This is a genomic window from Tamlana sp. 2_MG-2023, assembly GCF_030548465.1.
Classification (GTDB): domain Bacteria; phylum Bacteroidota; class Bacteroidia; order Flavobacteriales; family Flavobacteriaceae; genus Pseudotamlana.
In genome coordinates, this window is sequence record NZ_JAUOSF010000001.1 from 497,029 (window position 1) to 520,319 (window position 23,291).

The 23,291-nt window shown below is 34.7% G+C and carries 11 protein-coding genes; 8 read left to right on the forward strand and 3 right to left on the reverse strand.

Annotated features, from left to right (window positions below):
- Window position 1: 1 nt before the first annotated feature.
- The 6 genes from Q4566_RS02215 to mazG all read left to right on the forward strand — a co-directional run bounded on the left by Q4566_RS02215 (window position 2) and on the right by mazG (window position 15,791).
- On the forward strand, window positions 2-955 hold the full coding sequence (locus Q4566_RS02215; RefSeq protein ID WP_303417801.1) for a MoxR family ATPase: 954 nt from the start codon (window positions 2-4) through the stop codon (window positions 953-955).
- A gap of 418 nt (window positions 956-1,373) precedes the next feature.
- Window positions 1,374-4,151 (forward strand): bifunctional aconitate hydratase 2/2-methylisocitrate dehydratase, encoded by a 2,778-nt coding sequence (locus tag Q4566_RS02220; RefSeq protein WP_303417803.1) that lies wholly within the window; start codon window positions 1,374-1,376, stop codon window positions 4,149-4,151.
- A 277-nt stretch (window positions 4,152-4,428) separates the two neighbouring features.
- Complete coding sequence (locus Q4566_RS02225; RefSeq protein WP_303417805.1) at window positions 4,429-9,924, forward strand: alpha-2-macroglobulin; 5,496 nt, start codon at window positions 4,429-4,431, stop codon at window positions 9,922-9,924.
- A gap of 17 nt (window positions 9,925-9,941) precedes the next feature.
- Window positions 9,942-12,302: a penicillin-binding protein 1C gene (gene pbpC, locus Q4566_RS02230; protein ID WP_303417807.1), complete on the forward strand. Its 2,361-nt coding sequence runs from the start codon at window positions 9,942-9,944 to the stop codon at window positions 12,300-12,302.
- 190 nt (window positions 12,303-12,492) lie between these two features.
- Complete coding sequence (locus tag Q4566_RS02235) at window positions 12,493-14,763, forward strand: aconitate hydratase (protein ID WP_303417809.1); 2,271 nt, start codon at window positions 12,493-12,495, stop codon at window positions 14,761-14,763.
- A gap of 254 nt (window positions 14,764-15,017) precedes the next feature.
- On the forward strand, window positions 15,018-15,791 hold the full coding sequence (gene mazG, locus Q4566_RS02240; protein WP_303417811.1) for a nucleoside triphosphate pyrophosphohydrolase: 774 nt from the start codon (window positions 15,018-15,020) through the stop codon (window positions 15,789-15,791).
- Here mazG and Q4566_RS02245 read toward each other — a convergent pair whose 3' ends face one another.
- On the reverse strand, window positions 15,792-15,944 hold the full coding sequence (locus Q4566_RS02245; RefSeq protein WP_303417812.1) for an SsrA-binding protein: 153 nt from the start codon (window positions 15,942-15,944) through the stop codon (window positions 15,792-15,794).
- Window positions 15,945-16,072: 128 nt separating this feature from the next.
- Here Q4566_RS02245 and Q4566_RS02250 point away from each other — a divergent pair, with 128 nt between their 5' ends.
- A complete protein-coding gene (locus Q4566_RS02250; RefSeq protein WP_303417815.1) occupies window positions 16,073-17,017 on the forward strand; it encodes a calcium/sodium antiporter in 945 nt (314 codons plus the stop codon).
- A gap of 119 nt (window positions 17,018-17,136) precedes the next feature.
- Here Q4566_RS02250 and Q4566_RS02255 read toward each other — a convergent pair whose 3' ends face one another.
- Together Q4566_RS02255 and Q4566_RS02260 are read right to left on the reverse strand one after the other, a co-directional pair.
- Window positions 17,137-19,209 carry a T9SS type A sorting domain-containing protein gene (locus tag Q4566_RS02255; RefSeq protein ID WP_303417817.1) on the reverse strand — a complete coding sequence of 691 codons (2,073 nt, stop codon included), beginning with the start codon at window positions 19,207-19,209 and terminating at the stop codon, window positions 17,137-17,139.
- 557 nt (window positions 19,210-19,766) lie between these two features.
- Window positions 19,767-20,789: a glutamine synthetase beta-grasp domain-containing protein gene (locus tag Q4566_RS02260; protein WP_303417818.1), complete on the reverse strand. Its 1,023-nt coding sequence runs from the start codon at window positions 20,787-20,789 to the stop codon at window positions 19,767-19,769.
- A 266-nt stretch (window positions 20,790-21,055) separates the two neighbouring features.
- Between Q4566_RS02260 and Q4566_RS02265 the strand changes: the two genes are divergently transcribed.
- Window positions 21,056-23,242, forward strand: a complete 2,187-nt coding sequence (locus Q4566_RS02265; protein WP_303417820.1) for a glutamine synthetase III — start codon at window positions 21,056-21,058, stop codon at window positions 23,240-23,242.
- The last annotated feature ends 49 nt before the right edge of the window (window positions 23,243-23,291 follow it).

Genomic DNA, 23,291 nt, shown 5'->3' on the forward strand with positions numbered 1-23,291 from the left:
TATGTCAGACGTAGCAGCAATAGAATCATTTGTCAAGCAATTTAAGAGTTTAAAAACTGAAATTGGAAAAGTTATCATTGGCCAAGATGAAGTTGTTACTCAAATTTTAATTTCTATTTTCTCTGGCGGGCATTCCTTACTAATAGGCGTACCTGGTTTAGCAAAAACCTTAATGGTAAATACCATTGCCCAAGCTTTAGGTCTTGATTTTAAACGCATACAGTTTACGCCAGATTTAATGCCTAGTGATATTTTAGGTAGTGAGATCCTTGATGAAGACCGACGTTTTAAATTCATTAAAGGCCCTATTTTTTCAAATATTATTTTAGCAGATGAGATTAATAGAACGCCTCCAAAAACCCAAGCAGCTTTATTAGAAGCGATGCAAGAACGCGCTGTTACTGTAGCTGGGAATCATTATAAATTAAACTTGCCTTATTTTGTGTTGGCAACACAGAACCCGATTGAGCAGGAAGGAACATACCCTTTACCAGAAGCGCAATTAGATCGTTTTATGTTTGCGATTAATCTGGATTATCCAACTTTCGATGAAGAAGTTCAGGTTGTAAAATCAACAACTACCGATAATAATATTACAGTTAACGCATTGTTTTCAGCCCAACAGATTGTTGATTTTCAACATTTAATTAGAAGAATTCCTGTAGCAGATAATGTTATCGAATATGCAGTGTCGTTAGTTGGAAAAACAAGACCAAATGGAGAAACTGCTCCAGAATTAGTTGAAAAATTTATCGATTGGGGGGCAGGACCAAGAGCGTCTCAAAATTTAATTCTTGCAGCAAAAACACATGCTGCTATTCAAGGGAAATTTTCTCCAGACATTGAAAATGTTCAAGCGGTCGCTTATGGTATTTTAAGACATAGAATCATAAAAAACTACAAAGCCGAGGCGGAAGGTGTTTCCGAAGAACAAATTATTAGAAGCTTATTTTAGTGTTCTAAAAACGGAAAAGACTTACATATTTCTTTAGATTACTATTCTATTTTGGTTAAATACCTTTATTAGTAATGGTTTTCAATATATCACAAGGGCATTTTTTAGTTAAGGACTTGTCAAATATTCAATTTTAGCTCAAAATAAATAGTAAAAATTAAATCATTTTAAGGAATTATGTCACAATAATAATTTGATATTATTAGACGTCGTATTACCCAAATTCCTTTTAAAAATAAGCTTTTAATTTTGTACTTTGCGAAGCCGAAAATTATTTGCGGCATTTCGCATGACTTAACTAGTGTAAAACACTCAAAAAGTTGTTATCAAATTTTAAAGTTAAGTTGAGAAAATTATAGTCCTGTATCTACTGGACTTTAAGCGAAATTTAATACCGAACCAGAATTAATTCTATTATATGAACACTTATAACGATTACATCAAGGAGATTGAAGAAAGAAAAGAACAAGGTCTTCACCCTAAGCCTATTGATGGTGCTGAATTACTCAATAACATTATTGAGCAAATTAAAGATTTAGATAACCAGTATAGAGAAGATTCTCTAAACTTTTTTATCTATAATGTTTTACCAGGAACAACTAGTGCTGCTGGTGTAAAAGCTAAGTTTTTAAAAGAAATCATTCTAGGAGAATCGGTTGTAAAGGAAATCACTCCTGCTTTTGCTCTTGAGCAACTAGGACACATGAAAGGCGGACCGTCTATTGAGGTGCTTTTAGATTTAGCGCTAGGCGATGACGCTGCTATTGCAAAAGATGCCGCTGAAGTTTTAAAGACTCAAGTTTTCTTATATGAAGCCGATATGGCACGTTTAGAAAAAGCATACAACGAAGGTAGTGCAATAGCGAAAGAACTTATTGAAAGTTATGCTAAAGCAGAATTTTTTACTAAACTTCCAGAAATTGAAGAGGAAATAGAAATCGTAACATTTATTGCTGGAGTAGGTGATATCTCTACAGATTTATTATCTCCAGGTGGTGATGCGCATTCAAGATCAGATCGTGAACTTCACGGGCAGTGTATCTTTGAGCACAACAAAGAACAACAAGCCGAATTAAAAGCTTTACAAGCAAAACATCCAGATAAACGTGTGATGTTAATTGCCGAGAAAGGTACCATGGGGGTTGGTTCATCAAGAATGTCAGGTGTGAACAATGTAGCTTTATGGACTGGTAAAAAAGCGAGCCCATATGTGCCATTTATTAATATCGCTCCAATTATTGCTGGAACTAACGGAATTTCACCAATTTTCTTAACAACCGTTGGTGTAACTGGAGGTATTGGAATTGACCTTAAAAACTGGGTTAAGAAAACAGATGCTGAAGGAAACGTAATTCGTGATGAAAATGGAGATCCTGTTTTAGAAGAAGCATATTCTGTTGCAACTGGAACGGTGCTTACAGTAAATACAAAAGAGAAAAAATTATATAATGGTGATCAGGAATTAATGGATATTTCGGCATCATTAACACCTCAAAAAGCTGAATTTATTAAAGCTGGTGGGTCTTATGCCGTAGTTTTCGGTAAAAAACTTCAAACTTTTGCTTCTAAAGTATTAGGTATTGATGTCGTACCAGTTTACGCGCCTTCAAAAGAAATTTCTATTGAAGGACAAGGACTTACTGCTGTTGAAAAAATATTCAATAAAAATGCGGTTGGAACAACACCTGGTAAAGTTTTACATACGGGGTCTGATGTTCGTGTTGAAGTTAATATTGTAGGTTCTCAAGATACTACTGGGTTAATGACTTCTCAAGAATTAGAGATGATGGCAGCGACTATTATTTCTCCAATTGTTGATGGTGCTTACCAATCTGGATGTCATACGGCTTCAGTTTGGGATAATAAATCGAAAGCAAACATTCCTAGATTAATGAAATTTATGAATGACTTTGGTTTAATTACTGCTCGTGATCCAGAGCATAAGTACAAACCAATGACCGATGTAATTCACAAGGTGCTTAATGATATTACAGTAGATGATTGGGCTATTATTATTGGTGGTGATTCACATACAAGAATGTCTAAAGGTGTTGCTTTTGGTGCAGATTCAGGAACGGTTGCTTTAGCACTTGCTACAGGTGAAGCTTCAATGCCAATTCCACAATCGGTTAAAGTAACTTTTAAAGGTGAAATGAAGCCTTATATGGATTTCCGTGATGTGGTTCACGCAACACAACAACAAATGCTTGCTCAATTTGGTGGAGATAACGTTTTCCAAGGTAGAATTATTGAAGTGCACTTAGGTACACTTACTGCCGATCAAGCATTTACGTTTACAGATTGGACAGCAGAGATGAAAGCAAAAGCGTCTATCTGTATTTCTGAAGACGAAACTTTAATCGAATCATTAGAAATTGCTAAGAGCAGAATCCAAATCATGATTGATAAAGGAATGGACAATAAATTGGACGTTCTTAAAGGTTTAATTGCTATTGCAGATAAGCGAATTGCAGAGATTAAATCTGGTGAAAAACCAGCTTTAGCTCCAGATGCGAATGCTAAATATTTTGCTGAAGTTGAGATCGATCTTGAAAAGATTGAAGAACCAATGATTGCTGATCCAGATGTAAATAATGATGACGTTTCTAAACGTTATACGCATGATACGATTAGACCATTATCTTTCTACGGCGGAACGAAACAAGTAGATTTAGGTTTTATCGGATCTTGTATGGTGCACAAAGGAGACATGCAAATCTTAGCTCAAATGTTGAAAAACATTGAAGCTTTACAAGGTAAAGTTGAATTTAAGGCGCCGTTAGTAGTGGCTCCTCCAACTTATAATATTGTAGATGAATTGAAAGCTGAAGGCGATTGGGAAGTATTACAACGCTATTCAGGATTTGAGTTTGACGATAACGATCCTAAGGCTGCGGCACGTACTAAATATGAAAACATGTTGTACTTAGAGCGTCCTGGTTGTAACCTTTGTATGGGTAACCAAGAAAAAGCAGAACCAGGTGATACGGTTATGGCTACTTCTACACGTTTATTCCAAGGAAGAGTTGTAAAAGATTCTGGTGAGAAAAAAGGTGAGTCTTTATTATCTTCAACGCCAGTAGTAGTTTTATCTACAATTTTAGGAAGAACACCTAATTTAGAAGAATATCAAGCTGCAGTAAAAGGCATTAACTTAACGAAGTTTAAACCTTCAAGTAAGTTATTAGCAGTATAATACATAGATTATATTATTATAAATTAGAAGCCTGAGTTTTTGCTCAGGCTTTTTTTATGCTTTTAGTTAGTAAGGATTCATTGCTATTTTGCTAGTTCTCTGTTTTTTATGCTTGGGAAAAATGGTACTTGTCTAATTTACAGTTTTTAAAAATATTATTTGTAGCTATAATCTTATAGTTGAAAAGATTTTTCATATTTTTGCCAGCTTTAATAAAGAAGGACATTATTTGTTTTTTATTTGTCTGATCTATTAACAACCAACCTAACCATAATTCATGAAATATTTCTCAAGAATCTTAATATTAGCAATCCTAGTTTTATCAGGGTGCAAAGACGAATCTAATGACACCCTTAATAATATTCAAAAATTTAAAGATTATATCTTTGAAGTAACATCTGGGGTTGTGTCTGCAAAAGCAGATATTAAAGTTGTTTTAATGAGTCCTATGAAAGATATCTCATCGGAAGTAGAACTTGATAATAGTATCTTAAAAGTATCTCCTAAAGTACCCGGTAAAGTTGTCGCATTAAACAATAGAACTATAGCTTTTATTCCAGAAAAAAAATTTGATTCAGATACTAGATACACTTTTAAATTAGATCTAGGCGCAGTACAGGACGTTAGCAATGATTATAAAACCTTTGTTTTTGATATAAAAACCATAAAACAAGATTTTCAAGTCATCACTAATAATTTAGAAAGCTATTCTAGAGATTGGCAATATTTAAATGGCACATTACGCGCTAGCGATAATATTTTGAAGGCTATTGCAGAAAAACTTATTACAGTAAAACAAAAAGGAAAATCGTTGCCAATAAAAATACTAACGGAGCAAGTAGAAGGGCATTATTTTAAATTTATAATAGATAGTATTCAACGTTTTGAAAAAGATAGTCCTATAGAAATAGAGTGGGATGGAAGTGATTTTGACATTGATACAGAAGGTGATTACACTTTTAACATACCAGGAAAAAATAATTTTGAAGTCATAGATATCAATGTTTTTGATGAAAATAAATACGTAGAAATCAATTTTTCAGACCCAGTTAAGAAGAACTTTAATTTAGATGGTTTTATTACGATTGGAGATAGAAATAATTTATCCTTTTCTTTTATTAATAATGTGGTTAGAGTGTATGTTGGAGATATTAAAGAGAGCGAAACACTAACGATACATAGTGGTATTATAAACTTATATGGCTATAAACTTAAGCGCTCTTTAAGAAAGGAAATTACATTTGAAGATATTAAACCTCAGGTGAAATTATTGCAAAATGGTACAATATTACCAACTTCAGAAAATCTCAAATTTAATTTTGAAGCTGTCAATTTAAAGGCTGTTGATATTACTGTTATTAAAATTTTTGAAGATAATGTATTGCAGTTTCTTCAAAATAATGATTTAAAAGGTAGTGAGGAACTTTTACGTGTGGCCAGACCAATAGCTAAAAAAACAATTAATCTATCTAAATACGAGGCAGATTTATCCAATTGGAGATCCTATGCGGTAGATTTAAAAGAAATAATAAATCCAGATCCAGGTGCAATCTATCGTGTGGAGATTAGTTTCAATAAGCAATATTCTAATTTTAAATGTGAAAATGGAGATGATAGTGAAATCATTGAAACCGTTATAAATTACGATCAAGAAGAAGCTGCGAGTAGTAATTGGGATAATGCATATTATGGTGAAGGTGATAATGAATACAATTGGAGAGCGTCAGAGAATCCATGTGAGCATTCTTATTATAGGAATAAAAAAGTGAGTACCAATATACTGGCATCAAACATTGGTGTTATTGTTAAGCAAGGCAGTAATAATAATTATTTTATAGCAGTTAGTGATATTATTACAACAAACCCTATTTCAGATGCCGAGGTTAAATTTTATAATTACCAACAGCAATTAATAGGTAGGCAAAAATCCGATGCTGAAGGTAAATTAACATTTCCGGCATCATCAAAGGCATATTTTGCAGTTGTTACAAAAAACAACATAAGTACTTATGTGAAGTTAAATGATGGGAATGCTTTATCTGTAAGTAAATTTGATGTGGATGGAGCCAAATTAAAACGGGGCTTAAAAGGCTTTATTTATGGTGAACGTGGTGTTTGGAGACCTGGAGATACATTGCATTTATCATTTATGTTAAATGATAAAAACAATAAGCTGCCAGAAAATCACCCCGTTAAGTTAGAAGTTTTTGAACCTGCTGGTTCCTTGTATTTTTCAGCCGTTAATACTAATGGGTTAAATAACTTTTACAAATTTACAGTACCTACATATTCCGATAGTTATACAGGGTCTTGGATGGCTAAAGTTAGTGTTGGAGGCGCTGTTTTTACTAAAAAATTAAGAATAGAATTTATTAAACCCAATAGGTTAAAAATTAAAACTTCAATCCCTGATAAGGTTATTACGAATAAGGAGGTTAATGGGGATCTCGAAGCAACATGGTTACATGGTGCTGTTGCTAAAAATCTACAGGCTGATGTTACGGTAACATTCAATTCAATAAAAACAAACTTTAAAGCTTTTCCTAGTTATGAATTTGATGACCCAACAAAAACGTTTTCAGGAAAAGAACAAACCGTTTTTAACAATACTATTGATAGCGACGGTAAAGCTAAATTTTCATTTCATCCAAGTACAGGTAATAGCGCACCTGGATTACTAAAGGCGACATTTGTTTCAAAAGTATATGAAGAAGGAGGCGATTTCAGTACAGATGCTTTTTCCGCAAATTATGCCTCATACAGTTCTTATGTTGGACTATTAACACCAAAAGGCGATGCTGCAAGAGATATGTTGCTAACCGATACAAAACATAAATTCGAAATAGCTACTGTAGATGCTCATGGAAAACCAACCGCTGTTGAAGATTTAAAAGTAACTATTTTTAAAGTGAATTATAATTGGTGGTGGAATGAAGATGAGGACAACTTATCTTCTTTTGATACCAGTTTAGATAGAGACGAAGCATTCTCAACAACAGTTTCTACAAATTCTGAAGGTAAAGGTACTTTTGATTTTGAATTAAAATACCCAGAATGGGGGCGCTATTTAGTATATGTGTATAATAAAGAATCTGGACATTCAACAGGGAAAACAGTATTTATAGACTGGCCAGGTTGGGCTGGAAAAGCTAGAAAAGGTGATCCTTCAGCGGCAACCATGCTTTCTTTTTCAACAGATAAAACGGATTATAAGGTTGGTGAGAAAGCCCTTGTTACATTTCCATCGTCAGGTTCTGGTAGAGCTTTAGTAACTGTTGAAAATGGTTCGGGTGTTATTAAGTCGTTATGGGTAAAGGCAGGTAAAGGTGATACAAAGTTTGAGCTGCCAATAACAACTGATATGACGCCTAATGTTTATATCAACATTAGTTTATTGCAAAACCATAATAATACCAAGAACGATTTGCCTATACGTATGTTTGGTTTAGCTGGGATCAATGTTGAAAACCCCGAAACAAAGCTTCAGCCAGAAATTAGGATGCCTGATGTTTTAGCTCCTGAAAAAGATGTTACTATTAAAGTGTCCGAAGCAAACGGAATTCCAATGACCTATTCTATTGCAATCGTAGACGAAGGTTTATTGGATTTATCGCGATTTAAAACACCTAATCCTTGGGATGTTTTTTATCAAAAAGAAGCTTTAGGCGTGAAAACTTGGGATATTTATGATGATGTTATTGGTGCTTTCGGAGGGAATATTAATCAGGTTTTTAGTATTGGGGGTGATGGTATGCTTCATGCTAGTAAAAATAAAAAAGCAAACAGATTTAAACCTGTGGTGATTTATCAAGGGCCGTTTAAACTGGATGCTAAAAAAACAGAAACACATAAAATCAAAATACCAAAATATATTGGCGCTGTAAAAACGATGGTCGTGGCGCATAATCCAGATATCGAGGCGTATGGGAGTTCAGAAAAATCTACTCCGGTTCGTAAACCATTAATGGTTTTAGCATCTATTGCAAGAAAGGTCGCTCCTGGCGAAAAAGTTAGAATTCCGGTAACGGTTTTTGCTATGGAAAATAAAATTAAAAATGTAAATGTATCTATTAAGCTTAATGATGTTTTTAAGATTATAGGAAAGTCTACTAAATCCTTGTATTTTTCTAGTCCAGATGAGAAAATGGCCTATTTTGATGTAGAAGTTCTTAAAGATGGTATTGGTGAAATTGATATAAATGTAAGTGGCCACGGCGAAAAAGCCTCTTATAAGTTGGAGTTAGACGCTTTTAACCCTAACCCAGAAACTCTTGAAACTACAGATGTTGCTGTTGAACCTAACGGAATACAAACCATTTCTTTCGATACTTTTGGTGTTGAAGGCACAAATGGAGCTAAATTAGAAATTTCAGCTTTTCCTTCAATCGACTTTGCAAGTAGGTTAGAATATTTAATTGCTTATCCTCATGGTTGCGTAGAGCAAACGACATCTGCCGCTTTTCCTCAGCTTTATATTAACGATGTTTTTAAGATTTCTGAAGAAAAAAAGGATAAAACTCAGAAAAACATTCAGCAAGCTATCGATAAGTTGGCTAAATTTCAAAAGTCTAATGGTGGTTTTTCTTATTGGCAAAATCAAAATTATGCAAACGATTGGTCAACTAGTTACGTTGGACATTTTTTAATTGAAGCAGAGAAAAAAGGATTTGTTCTACCGCTCGATTTTAAAACAAGATGGATAAAATACCAAGAGATAGAAGCTAAGCGTTGGAGTGCTTCAAGTAATGAATTGGCACAAGCATACCGTTTGTACACACTTGCATTAGCTAAACAAGCCGATAAATCCTCAATGAATAGGTTTCGCGAATTGGCAAATCAAGGTAAATTAAACCATATTGCTAAATTACGATTAGCTGCAGCTTATGCCTTGTCAGGTAAAAAATCTGTAGCGAAAGACTTAATACGCGATTTTGATGTTAATGTAGATTTAGAAGGCATAGAATCAAGTACTAGTAATTATGGTTCTAAACACCGAAATCTAGCGATGATTTTAGAAACCTATGTGCTTTTAGAAGAAAGTTTAAAGGCTAAAACGATAGCAGACATAATCGCTTCGGAATTATCCAGTAAAAACTATATGAGTACACAAACGACTTCATATTGTCTGTTGGCTATGTCTAAATATGCGACTTACGTCGGAAATAAAGGCATTAACGTAGTTTATAACCTTAACGGAAGCAAAAATCAATCTGTTAAAACCAATAAAGCAGTAATCCTTGATGATTTTAAGGTGCATAGCGGCCATAATGCCATTAAAATTGAAAACAAAAATGATAACCTGATTTATGTTAGGCTGATTAATGAAGGGATATTACCAATTGGAAGTGAAAAAACAATTGAAAAGAATATGACTGTTAATATGGCTTTCACCGATAAATCAGGACAATATGTAGATGTTTCAAACCTAAGTCAAGGAACAAATTTTGTAGCACATATTGTGTTGGGTAATCACACAGGTTCTAAAGTAAATGATGTCGCTTTAAAGGCACTATTTCCTTCGGGTTGGGAGATTGTTAATTCGAGGTTTAATACGGGATCTAGTTTAAATAGTTCGATTACTCATGAAGATATTAGGGATGATCGGGTTAATTTTTATTTCGATATGGCACCGGGTCAAGAAAAATCATTTAAAGTATTATTAAACGCATCTTATTTAGGGAGTTATTATTTACCAGGTATTCAGGCGGAAGCGATGTACGACCAAGATTATTTTGTAAGAAATCAAGGGCGATGGGTTAAAGTAACCGAATAAATCAAATTATAGCTTCAATGAATAAAGGCATATTTAGTCACTTGAAATTTTATTTATTAAAAAATAAATTTAAAGCGATTTTGTTGCTCGTTATAGTTGTTATCTATGCCTTTTGCTTGCCCAATAGGATGTTTAATGCGCCAACATCTACAATTTTAGAAAGTAATGATGGTCAGTTAATAGGGGCTTTAATTGCAGATGATGGTCAATGGCGTTTTCCAACATTAGATTCTGTACCTAATAAGTTCAAGCACTGTATCACACAATTTGAAGATGGGTATTTTTATAAACATCCTGGTTTTAATCCTGCCTCTATGTTTAAGGCTTTCAGTGCAAATCTAAAAGCAGGGAAAGTTGTTCGAGGTGGTAGTACCATTACGCAGCAAGTCATACGGTTATCAAGAAAGAATCAATCACGGTCTTATTTTGAGAAAATTATAGAAATCATTTTAGCCACCCGTTTGGAGTTAAGAGATTCAAAAGAAGAAATTTTAAATACTTATGTTTCAAATGCACCTTATGGAGGAAACGTGGTGGGATTGGAGGCCGCATCGTGGCGCTATTTTAATATAGCACCTCACAAATTGTCATGGGGGCAAAGCGCATTATTAGCGGTGTTACCTAACGCACCTAGTTTACTCTATCCTGGTAAAAATGTAGAACCGCTTATAGAAAAAAGAAATAGACTATTAAAAAAGTTGCTAGAAGCGAAAGTCATCGATGAAATTACTTATCAGTTATCAATAGAAGAAAGCATACCTAGTAAACCTGAAAAATTACCTCAAATAGGGCCGCATTTACTGCAAAATATAGTGAAAACACAAAAAGGAAAACGTGTTAAAAGTTCTATTGATGTGCATCTACAAGAATTAGCGTTACAAATTGTTGACAGGCATCACAACCTACAAGCTGAAAATGGCGTTAATAATATGGCGGTATTAATTTTAGATGTAAAAAGAAAAAAAGTATTAAGCTATATCGGTAATACAAACACAACAAAGGAGCATCAAAAAGATGTTGATATCATTTTAGCGCCAAGGAGTACTGGGAGCGTTTTAAAGCCATTTTTATACATGGCTATGTTGGATGCTGGAGAATTGTTGCCAGAAACGTTATTAGCAGATGTACCAACTACAATTGGAGATTATAAGCCAGAAAATTTCACCTTAAAATATTTAGGTGCCGTATCTGCCAAGGAAGCACTGGCGAAATCTTTAAATATACCTGCCGTAAGAATGTTGAAAACCTTTGGAATGACTAGGTTTTACGATATTTTACAAAAATTAGAATTATCAAATATAAATAAAGGGGCAGACCATTACGGCCTTTCGGTAATTCTTGGAGGCAGCGAATCCAATTTGTGGGACATATGTAACGCGTATAGCAACCTAGCGAGCACTTTAAATCATTTTAATGAAAATTCAAGTCAGTATTATACTAAAGAATTTCAAAAGGCAGATTTTTCCAGTGATTTTCAATCAGATTTAGGAGCCTTTAATTTTGACAAAGAAATTTTTAATGCGGGAAGTATTTATTTTGGTTTTGAAGCGATGAAAGAATTAAATCGACCTGGTATTGATAATTCTTGGCGTTATTTCGAGTCCGCTCAAGAAATAGCCTGGAAAACCGGCACCAGTTTTGGTAACCGTGATGCTTGGAGTGTTGGCGTTACATCAAATTATGTAGTTGGTGTTTGGGTAGGCAATGCCGATGGTGAGGGTAGGCCAGGAATGACCGGTGTTTCTGCAGCCGCACCAGTCATGTTTGATTTGTTCGATGTATTGCCAAAATCGGAATGGTTTTTAGCGCCACTAGATGATGTGTTAGAAACAAAAATTTGTACAAAAAGTGGACAATTAGCATCAGATATTTGTCCGTTTACTATGAAGCAAGTGCCTGCAAAAGGGTTAGATACCGATTTATGCCAGTACCACAAGTTGGTTTATTTAAATACAGACCAAACATATAGAGTGAATGCTTCGTGTGAAAGGTTAGATGATATGATTAAAACTTCTCAATTCGTTTTACCTCCTTTAATGGCTTGGTATTATAAACGTAATAATACAGATTATAAATATTTACCACCTTTAAAAGATGGTTGTGATGGAGAGGAAACTCCTGTAATGGCATTTACAGAACCTTTAAATACGAATACTATAATTGTACCCAAGGGACTTACAGGTGAAAGAAATAAGGTTGTTTTTAAAATCGCACACACCAACCCCGAAGCTGAAATTTATTGGTATCTGGATGATACTTTTCTAAAATCTACTCAAAACTTTAATGAAATCGCTATCAGTTTAACTTCAGGGTTTCATAGTGTAACAGCACTGGATGAAAATGGCCGTTCTATCGTAAAGAAATTCAATGTGAAATAAAGTTAGTTTTGTGAAAAGGAATATTCGTTTTGTGTTTTTTACTTCAATTTCAGATAATTATCAATAAAAAATCTAAATAGGCTCTCGATAGTGCTCAATATAACTTCATTTGAGCAAAAAACCTTTTTTTATAATCCTCCTTTATTTCGTACCTTGTATTAATTATTTAAACAAACTTAAAATTTATTTTATGGCATTTGATATTGATATGATAAAAGGGCTTTACAGCAATATGGCAGAGCGTGTAAATAAGGCTCGAGAGATTGTAGGTAAACCGCTAACACTTTCAGAAAAGATATTATATTCCCACTTATGGGATGGAAATCCAACGAAAGTTTTCACCAGAGGAAAAGACTACGTTGATTTTGCGCCAGATAGAATTGCTTGTCAAGATGCAACAGCCCAAATGGCATTGTTGCAATTTATGCAAGCTGGTAAACCTAAGGTTGCAGTACCTACAACGGTACATTGTGACCACTTAATTCAAGCAAAAGAAGGTGCTGCTAAAGATTTGAAACACGCGAACAGCGTTAGTAGTGAAGTGTTTCAATTTTTAGAATCTGTTTCTAATAAATATGGTATCGGCTTTTGGAAACCTGGTGCAGGAATTATTCATCAAGTAGTATTAGAAAACTATGCATTCCCAGGAGGGATGATGATTGGTACAGATTCACATACTGTAAATGCAGGAGGATTAGGTATGGTGGCCATTGGAGTAGGTGGTGCCGATGCTGTAGATGTGATGGCCGGAATGGCTTGGGAGCTTAAATTTCCAAAATTAATTGGTGTTAAGTTAACTGGAAAATTATCGGGTTGGACAGCGCCAAAAGATGTGATTTTAAAAGTTGCTGAAATTCTTACTGTAAAAGGAGGAACAGGAGCAATTGTAGAATATTTTGGACCTGGAGCAACGGCGATGTCTTGTACAGGAAAAGGAACTATTTGTAACATGGGTGCTGAAATCGGTGCTACAACGTCAACATTTGGTTACGACGAATCTATGGAACGTTATTTACGTTCTACAGATAGAGCTGATATTGCAGATGCTGCAAACAAAGTTAAAGAGCATTTAACTGGAGATGATGAAGTCTATGCAAATCCAGAAAAATATTTTGATGAAGTTATTGAAATCAATTTAACGGAACTAGGGCCTTTATTAAACGGGCCGTTTACACCAGATTTGTCTACAGAAGTTGGGGCTTCAATGACTGAAAAAGCTAAAGCAAATGATTGGCCAATAAAAGTGGAGTGGGGATTAATAGGGTCTTGTACCAATTCTTCTTATGAAGATTTATCAAGAGCATCCTCGATCGCCCAACAAGCTTTAGATAAAGGGCTGAAAATGAAATCTGAATTAGGAATTAATCCAGGTTCAGAGCAAGTACGTTATACGGCCGATCGTGATGGTATTCTTGGGATATTCGAGAAGTTAGACGCTAAAATATTTACCAATGCTTGTGGACCATGTATCGGACAATGGGCTAGATATAGTGACCCTAAAAATGCACCAAAAAATAGTATTGTACATTCTTTTAATAGAAACTTTGCCAAACGTGCCGATGGTAACCCAAATACACATGCCTTTGTTGCTTCACCAGAAATAACTGCAGCAATAGCTATTGCAGGGCGTTTAGATTTCAATCCTATCACAGATAAATTGATTAATGAAGATGGGCAAGAAGTGATGTTTGAAGAACCAACAGGATGGGAATTGCCTCCAAAAGGTTTTGAGGTTAAAGATAACGGATACTTAGCCCCAGAGAAAGACGGCAGTCATGTTGAAGTTAAAGTAAGTGACGATTCAGAAAGGCTTCAACTTTTAACACCCTTCGAGCCAATAGGAAACAAAATTGAAGGTGCTAAACTTTTAATTAAAGCATTCGGAAAATGTACGACAGATCATATTTCTATGGCTGGACCTTGGTTGCGTTTCCGTGGTCATTTAGATAATATTTCTAACAATTGTTTAATTGGTGCAGTTAATGCATATAATGATAAAACAAACTTTGTGAAAAATCAGCTTACTGGTGATTATGCTGGTGTGCCTGATACAGCAAGAGCTTATAAAGCAGCAGGCATTCCAACCATAGTTGTTGGTGATCATAATTATGGTGAAGGTTCTTCTCGTGAGCATGCCGCTATGGAGCCAAGACATTTAGGTGTTGCAGCAGTTATAGTGAAATCTTTTGCACGTATTCACGAAACAAACCTTAAAAAGCAAGGGATGTTAGGCTTAACTTTTAATAATGAAGATGACTATGATTTAATTAAAGAAGATGATACCTTTAATTTTACAGATTTAAACGAATTCGCACCAGATAAGCCATTAACACTAGAGGTTGTTCATGCCGATGGTTCAAAGGATGTTATTTCTTTAAATCACACATACAACGCGGCACAAATTGCCTGGTATAATGAAGGTTCTGCATTAAATTTAATTAAGAAGCAAAACGCATCATAGGCCATTCACAGTAAATATTAAAAATCCAGCTTTCACGGCTGGATTTTTTTATTTGAATTTTTACCGATGCTTAAGTTCGCTGTTTGGCGTTACCACAAGGGTCGGGCTTTCACGACTCGCTTTTTTGCGTTGTATAGGTGCAACAACACAAAAAGAGCTCAAACAAACGTTCAATCCCTAACGCAGCATTTAAACTATTAGGCAAATTCGGTATTAAAAATCATCAAAATTGTATTTTTACAAAAACACTTTACATGAATACCAGAGAAAATCAACTAAAAGCTTTCGATCGTTTACTTACTATTATGGATGAATTGCGTGAGCAATGTCCGTGGGATAAAAAGCAAACCATGGAAACTCTAAGACATTTAACCATTGAAGAAACTTACGAACTTGGTGATGCGATTTTAGATAAGGATTTAGAGGAAGTGAAAAAAGAATTAGGAGACGTGCTTTTACATATCGTATTCTATTCTAAAATAGGTAGTGAAACTAGCGATTTCGATATTGCCGATGTTTGTAACGGTATTTGTGAAAAGTTAATTCACAGGCACCCGCATATTTATGGTGATGTGAAGGTTGAAAATGAAGAAGATGTAAAACGAAATTGGGAAAACCTAAAGCTTAAAGAAGGGAAAAAAAGTGTATTAGAAGGTGTGCCTAAAAGTTTACCTGCTCTAGTGAAAGCAAATCGCATTCAGGAAAAAGTAGCCGGTGTTGGTTTCGATTGGGAAGCACCACATCAAGTCTGGGAAAAAGTAGAGGAAGAATTGAATGAATTTAAAGTCGAGGTTGAAAAGGGAGATGCTGATGCTATGGAAAGTGAGTATGGTGATGTGCTTTTTTCAATGGTGAATTATGCACGATTTTTAAATATCAATCCTGAAAATGCCTTAGAACGCACTAACAAGAAATTCTCTAAACGCTTTCAATACCTTGAAGAGAAAGCAAAATCATTAAATAAACCATTAAAAGAGATGACTTTAGCTGAAATGGATGTGTTTTGGGAAGAGGCTAAAACGCTTTAATTAATCTAAGGCACGTTTGGTCACATACCATCGCCAACCAATTACAGCCATTTGAAATTTATTCGCTTTAGAAATGTCTAATTTCTGTTTAGAGTAACTAGGAAGTACAGCCTTATTAATTTTTGCTAATAACTTAAAAAGTTGTTTTTTCATATCACAAAAATAGGAAAACTTATCCTAGGGTAATAGACTAAAATAATTTGGTTTAAGATCATATAAAAAATTAATAGAGCATAGTATAACCGTAAGTGTTATATTATCTTCGCAATAAAATTTATTTTATGAGTATACTTTGGGTTGCCCTTGGTTTTATTTTATTAGTATTAGGAGGCGAGTTTTTAGTACGTTCTTCAGTAGCATTATCTTTTAAATTTAATATTTCTAAAATGGTTATTGGAATGACCGTCGTGTCATTCGCAACTTCTGCTCCAGAATTATTAGTTAGCTTACAGGCTGCGCTTTCAGGTTCTCCCGCAATTGCAATAAACAATGTTATAGGGTCTAATATTGCGAATATTGGCCTTGTATTGGGAATTACAGCACTGGTTAGCGTTATTGATGTTGATAAATCGTTTTATAAATTGAATTGGCCAGCCATGATGCTATTTTCGATGGTGTTATTTTATTTTTTGAAAAATGACCATGTATTATCTGCTGTTGAAGGCGCCGTTTTATTCGGCGGACTTATTTTGTTTTTAGTTGTACTGATTAAAAATGCAAAGAAAGATACGGTGGTAGAGGAGGTTGATGATTCTTTAGCCGTAGTTTCAAATTTTAAAATTATTATTTGGCTATTAATCGGGGCAGCAGCACTTTATTTTGGAAGTGAATGGTTAGTAGAAGGCTCTAAAGAAATAGCCTTATCTATGGGGGTTAGTGAAGCTGTTATAGGAGTTTCTCTAATAGCAATTGGAACAAGTGTCCCAGAATTAGCAGCTTCAGTAATAGCTGCTGCAAAACAAGAAAAAGCAATTTCGTTAGGAAATTTAATTGGTTCAAATATTTTTAACATCGGCTCGGTGTTGGGGTTAACAGCTTTGATAAAACCTATTCCAGTTACTGCTTCAGAAATCCTTTCAAATGATATTTACTGGATGCTAGGCTTTGCTGGCGTTTTAATTCCTTTAGTTTTCCTGCCAAAAATGTATCAAATAAATCGCATAAAAGGTCTTGTTTTAGTAATTGGCTATGGCGTGTTTATGTTTTTGTTGTTTACGGCTAAGTAATAATTTCTGATTTTTATAAAAAAAACTGCTTTAAAGGATGATTATACCAGCTGAAGAGTATGTATTTCTTTGGATAGTAATTTTCTTTTAAAACAGCTTTTTATACTTTACCATATGATTTATCGTTTTATAAATCTGAAATATTTTTCTTCATCTAAAGAAACGATATAAATCCCCGATGGCAAAAGAGATACGTCCAATTGTTGTAGTTTGTTACTTATTTTGGTCTCTAAAATTACTTTACCTAAGGCATTCCTGATTTTAGCCTGAACTTCGTTAGAATTTGTTCTTTCTATGTTCAAAATGTGGGATGCTGGGTTAGGATATATTTTAATTTTAGGAGTTTTGTGTTTTAAATCTGCTGTAGATAAGAAAGCACAATTTCCTTCTCGACTCTCGTTTGGACCTGTGCCCGTTGGTTTGGTGTAAGTCTGTGTTAAAATAAACTTATCGAACTCAAAACCATCTTCTCGCATGGAAAAGGAAACCGTATGAATTCCTGCCGATGGTATATCTAAGTATATTTTCTGTACTTCACCACAATGGTTCGCATCTGTTCTTTGTTTGCTTTCCCAAGCCCATTGGTTTTTATTTCCGCACCATTGCATTTTTTGTCCGGAAGCAGGCCATTGTCCGTTTAAACCAACATGAATACCGTTGTCTTCTGAACCGGAAGAATAACTACGTACCCATACAAAGTACCTTCCTGGCGTATTAAATTTTATTTTGTAATCTAAGACACCTAGTTTGCCAGGAATATTGGAGAAGTTAGTTCCCGATTGTAAAGGGTCGGCATGTGTTACTCGAGTATCTGGTAGTATTTCTACATAACTTCCGCCACTAGCAGATGAGGCATGGCTAGGGTCAGGGTCTGGAGTTGGGGTAGTAATGTTACCATCTTGTCTAAACCATTTTCTAGTATTATTCTCGGTTTGACTAATATAATTTTCTGCTTCTACAACTACCACACCGTTGTTTTCTACAACTACACACTCATTGTTGTTACTGGAATCTGGTTGGTCGCTGGTTAATACTACAGGGTAGAAAGTACTTCCCGTTGGTGGAGTGTTGCGTAATAATCGAGGTTCGGAATATTGATCGAAAACAAATACTTTGTCGCTTCCACCAAAACGTTCTGGGTTATTTTTTCCGGAAAGGATATTGTTAAAAATAATATTATTCGGGCCCGGTTTATCGTGTCCGCATTGGGAGCCACCGCTTGCAAAAGCAGACCAAGAACGCCACCAATCACTATGAATTTTATTAGCTTCCACTAGGTTATAGCCTTCATCCCCATTGTGGAAATTTACGTCTACTTCTAAATCGCAAGCTATGACTACATTGTATTTCGCTTTTTGCTGAATGGTAAAATGGCGTATTCTTCTAACTTTTTCATTGTAAAAAAGGTTGTAATTACCTCGAATGTCGTAGTAGCCATTTCCGCCACCACCTTTGTTGAAGCAGGCGTCGATAAAGTTATTTCTAAAGGTGTTGTGGTCTCCTCTAATTTCTAAGGGGTCGGAGCCAGCATTCTTAAAAATACAATTGTTTACCCAGCAGTTTTTTGAGTCGTTTTCTATGGTAACAAAGGAAACATACATGTTTTGCAGGCCATCTGGGCTGTTGCTAAAGCAAGGGTCTCCACAGTATGAACTTGTGGGCATATTTCTGTCGTCATATATAGTAATATTTCTTTCAGGAATATATTCAAAAAAAAGGTCTTCTAAGCCAGATTTATTTACATTGGAGAAAATAAAAGATTGTTCGTCGTTAGTTCCGTTCGAACGAATAGTAACTTGTAAGTGTACATCTTCTTTGGCTTCACCCCGTAAAATCACATTCGATTTTAAATGAATGGGTTTGTCTATTTGGTAGGTTCCTTTTTTTAATAGAATAACACCAGGAGAACCATTGGTGTTTAGTTGGTTAATGGCATTTTGAATACCTTCCGAATTAGTAGGGTTTAGATGTAATAATATTGGTAGTGAATTTTTTTCTGGAATTCCGCCTTCAACGCCTGATTTTTGCCATTCGTTCATAAATGGATATAGTGGATCGTTTAGTGAATTGTCGAAGCTTACGCCTGCATCGCCTATGCTTTTCTGAGCATAGCTATGTTGGAAGCATACATGTAAGCAAACAATAAAAATGAGGCTCACAAGTTTTGTGGAAGGTTGTTTTTTTGGTAGCATGTGAAAATGATTTAAGGGGGTTTTTTAATGGTTGTAGTTGTTTTTTGATAGTAAAATTAGTTTAACGAAGTTGCTTTTAGTTGTAATGAATAGGTAATATTGGTGTTATTAGGGGAGTATTGTCGGTTTTCACAGTTCTGATATATATAGGGCTGGATACGCGGGAAAAAACTCTTTAATTTAATGTTAAAAATACTACACAAATATTTATTTCCTTTGAACGTTTTACTACGTTGTTTATTGTGATCTAGCGCTAAGAATTAAAAATTAATGGCTAGTAGAATATTTCTATCTTGAAAATTTGAAGGGGTAATGCGATAAAAATGGAGCCACCTTAATAAAGGTCAGATTAATTTTGACTTGAGGTTTTTTTACTATAAATTAAAGAGGTTTTAATATGAGGACTTAAATCTATATATGTTAATACTTGTTTTTCATAAACAGTGTACTTAGGAATGATTCTTAAAATCACAGGGTATTCTATAAAAAATAAAAGGCTAACATGAATATCATGTTAGCCTTTTATTATGAGCAAAATGTTTTTATAACATTAAGAATTAGATCTTAGCAGTTTTTACTGTTTTGATAATTCTTGCTGCAATTTTGTATGGATCACCATTAGAAGCAGGTCTTCTGTCTTCTAACCATCCTTTGTATCCTTTTTCAACAGCGATTAATGGAATACGGATTGACGCGCCTCTATCAGAAACTCCCCAAGAGAAATCTGTAATAGCAGCAGTTTCGTGTAATCCAGTTAAACGTTGGTCGTTAAATTCACCGTAAACAGCTATATGTTCTTTTACGAAAGGTCTGAAAGACTCACAAATAGCAGCGTAAGTTTCTTTACTTCCACAAGTTCTTAATGTTGTATTAGAGAAGTTTGCGTGCATACCAGAACCATTCCAGTCCATATCCTTACCAAGTGGTTTTGGGTGGTACTCAATATAGTAACCATACTTTTCAGTTAAACGGTCTAGTAAGTATCTAGCGATCCAAATTTCGTCTCCAGCTTTCTTAGCACCTTTTGCGAATAATTGGAATTCCCATTGTCCAGAAGCAACTTCTTGGTTAATACCTTCAAAGTTTAAACCAGCATCAATACATAAATCAGCATGCTCTTCTACTAAATCTCTACCATGTGTGTTTTTACCACCAACAGAGCAGTAATACATACCTTGTGGAGCAGGGTAACCACCTACAGGGAATCCTAAAGGTAATTGTGTTGCAGTATCCATGATAAAGTATTCTTGTTCAAAACCAAACCAGAAATCATCATCCGCATCATCAATCGTAGATCTACCGTTAGAAACGTGCGGAGTTCCATCAGCATTCATAACTTCAGTCATTACTAAATAACCATTGATTCTATCTGGATCAGGGTAAATAGCAACAGGAACTAATAAACAGTCAGACGATCCACCTTCAGCTTGTTTTGTTGAAGATCCGTCAAAAGACCAGTTTCCAATTTCTTCTAAAGTTCCTTGAAAGTTTTCATGCTCTTCTACCTTAGTTTTACTTCTCAAGTTTTGAGTTGGGAAGTAACCATCTAACCAAAGGTATTCTAATTTAATTTTTGCCATAATGAATATTTAATAAATGTAATATTAGTTATAATATCACAAATATAATTTTTTATGTTTTCAATTGAAATTTATAGGGGTCTTTTAACTTAAGGTCGACTTGTTTTTATTTATACCCTATTTTTTTACGGCTTATCTAGAAAAAAGTTTAAATTTTTATGTAAATACTGAAAAAGTGTTAACAATAAAATTCAAAGTTGAAGGCTTTTTATTGGTAAAACCTAACTATTTTTGTGTTATAATTTATTTATTAAAGTTTTAATAAAATGTCAACACTTAGATTTCATGCTGTAAAAGAATCGTTAGCTTATAGTCCTATAAAAATAGAAGAGGTAGGGCGTCGATCTGAATTATTTGGAAATAATGTATTCAGTTTAACTACCATGCGTCAGTATTTAACAAAAGATGCGTTTGTTGGCGTACAAAATGCTGTTCAGTTTGGTAAAAAAATTGACAGAAATATTGCCGATCAAGTAGCATCTTCAATGAAAGATTGGGCCTTGTCTAAAAATGTAACCCATTACACGCATTGGTTTCAACCATTAACAGGGACAACTGCGGAAAAACATGATGCTTTTTTTGAAACTATAGGTGATGATTTGGCTATTGAAAAATTTGGAGGCTCCCAGTTAGTTCAGCAAGAACCTGATGCGTCTAGTTTCCCTCACGGAGGTATTAGAAATACCTTTGAAGCCAGAGGGTATACGGCATGGGATCCTACATCGCCTGCGTTTATTTACGGAACAACACTTTGTATTCCAACAATTTTTGTGGCCTATACAGGGGAAGCTTTAGATTATAAAACGCCGCTTTTACGTGCGCTGAGTGCGGTTGATGAAGCTGCTACTGCGGTTTGTAAATATTTCGATAAAAATGTAAAAAAAGTAACATCTTCACTGGGTTGGGAGCAAGAGTATTTTCTAATTGATAAAATGTTAGCAGCCAGTCGTCCAGACATCATGCTAACTGGACGTACTTTATTAGGGCATTCATCAGCAAAAGGGCAACAACTTGATGATCATTATTTTGGTTCAATTCCTAACAGGGCGTTGAATTTTATGAAAGAGTTGGAAATTGAATGTATGCTTTTAGGGATACCTGTAAAGACCAGGCATAATGAAGTGGCCCCGAATCAATTTGAAGTCGCTCCAATTTTTGAAGAAGCCAATTTAGCTGTCGATCATAATTCCTTATTAATGGATATTATGGGGCGTGTGGCATCCAAGCATAATTTTAAAGTGTTACTGCATGAAAAACCGTTTGCAGGTGTAAATGGTTCTGGAAAACATAACAACTGGTCGCTTTCAACAGACACTGGTGTTAATTTGTTAGCGCCCGGAAAAACACCAATGAGTAGTTTGCAGTTCTTGACATTTTTTATAAATACCATAAAGGCGGTTCATAAACATGAAGCCTTATTAAGAGCGGTAATAGCCTCCGCGAGTAACGACCATAGGCTAGGGGCGAATGAAGCGCCTCCGGCAATTATTTCAGTATTTATTGGAGAGCAATTAAAAAAGGTTCTAGAGGAGCTTGAAGGCGTTACGAAGGGAAAATTGTCACCACAAGAAAAAACTGAATTGAAGCTTAATGTTGTTGGTAAGATTCCAGATGTATTGTTGGATAACACTGATAGAAATAGAACCTCTCCTTTTGCCTTTACAGGTAATAAATTTGAGTTTAGAGCCGTGGGATCTATGGCTAATTGTGGAAATCCTATGACTGTTTTAAATACCATAGTCGCTAAACAATTAAAAGATTTTAAAAAGGAAGTTGATGCTTTAATAGATAAGAAGGATTTAAAGAAAGATGAAGCGGTTTTTAACGTATTAAGAGAGTACATTAAGTCGACTAAAGATATTTTATTTGAAGGGAATAGTTATGGTGAAGCATGGGAGGTAGAAGCAAAAAAACGAGGTTTAAGCAATAGTAAAACAACACCAGAAGCTTTAAAAGCGCGAATTTCTAAAGAAAGTATTGCGTTATTTGAGGAAATGAATGTGATGAGTGCTATTGAAACCAAAGCACGCTACGAGATTGAAATTGAATCATACATCATGCATATTCAAATTGAAAGTCGTGTTTTAGCTGATATAGCGAGAAATCATATTGTTCCAACCGCTGTAAAATATCAGAATGTATTGATTGAAAACGTGAGAGGTCTAAAAGATATTTTTGAAAAGAAATATTTAAGTGTTTCGAAAGAACAAATCAAATTAATAGAGGAAATTTCAAATCATATTGAAGGCATAAATTCGAACGTTACAAAAATGATTGATGAACGAAGAAGTGCTAATAAACTCACTAATATGGATGAAAGAGCAGCAGCTTATAGCCATAAAGTGATGCCTTTATTTGACGATATTCGTTACCATTGTGATAAGCTCGAACTTCTTGTTGACGACGAAATTTGGCCCTTAACAAAATACAGAGAGCTATTATTTACCAGATAGTGTATAAAACTTATAAAATCCTGCTTCAAAAAAGCGGGATTTTTTAATT

Coding starts and splice junctions, on each gene's coding strand:
- Q4566_RS02225 (WP_303417805.1), top strand. CDS start 4,429: ATGAAATATTTCTCAAGAATCTTAATATTAGCAATCCTAGTTTTATCA.
- Q4566_RS02220 (WP_303417803.1), top strand. CDS start 1,374: ATGAACACTTATAACGATTACATCAAGGAGATTGAAGAAAGAAAAGAA.
- Q4566_RS02255 (WP_303417817.1), bottom strand. CDS start 19,209: ATGCTACCAAAAAAACAACCTTCCACAAAACTTGTGAGCCTCATTTTT.
- mazG (WP_303417811.1), top strand. CDS start 15,018: ATGAATACCAGAGAAAATCAACTAAAAGCTTTCGATCGTTTACTTACT.
- Q4566_RS02260 (WP_303417818.1), bottom strand. CDS start 20,789: ATGGCAAAAATTAAATTAGAATACCTTTGGTTAGATGGTTACTTCCCA.
- Q4566_RS02250 (WP_303417815.1), top strand. CDS start 16,073: ATGAGTATACTTTGGGTTGCCCTTGGTTTTATTTTATTAGTATTAGGA.
- Q4566_RS02235 (WP_303417809.1), top strand. CDS start 12,493: ATGGCATTTGATATTGATATGATAAAAGGGCTTTACAGCAATATGGCA.
- Q4566_RS02265 (WP_303417820.1), top strand. CDS start 21,056: ATGTCAACACTTAGATTTCATGCTGTAAAAGAATCGTTAGCTTATAGT.
- Q4566_RS02215 (WP_303417801.1), top strand. CDS start 2: ATGTCAGACGTAGCAGCAATAGAATCATTTGTCAAGCAATTTAAGAGT.
- Q4566_RS02245 (WP_303417812.1), bottom strand. CDS start 15,944: ATGAAAAAACAACTTTTTAAGTTATTAGCAAAAATTAATAAGGCTGTA.
- pbpC (WP_303417807.1), top strand. CDS start 9,942: ATGAATAAAGGCATATTTAGTCACTTGAAATTTTATTTATTAAAAAAT.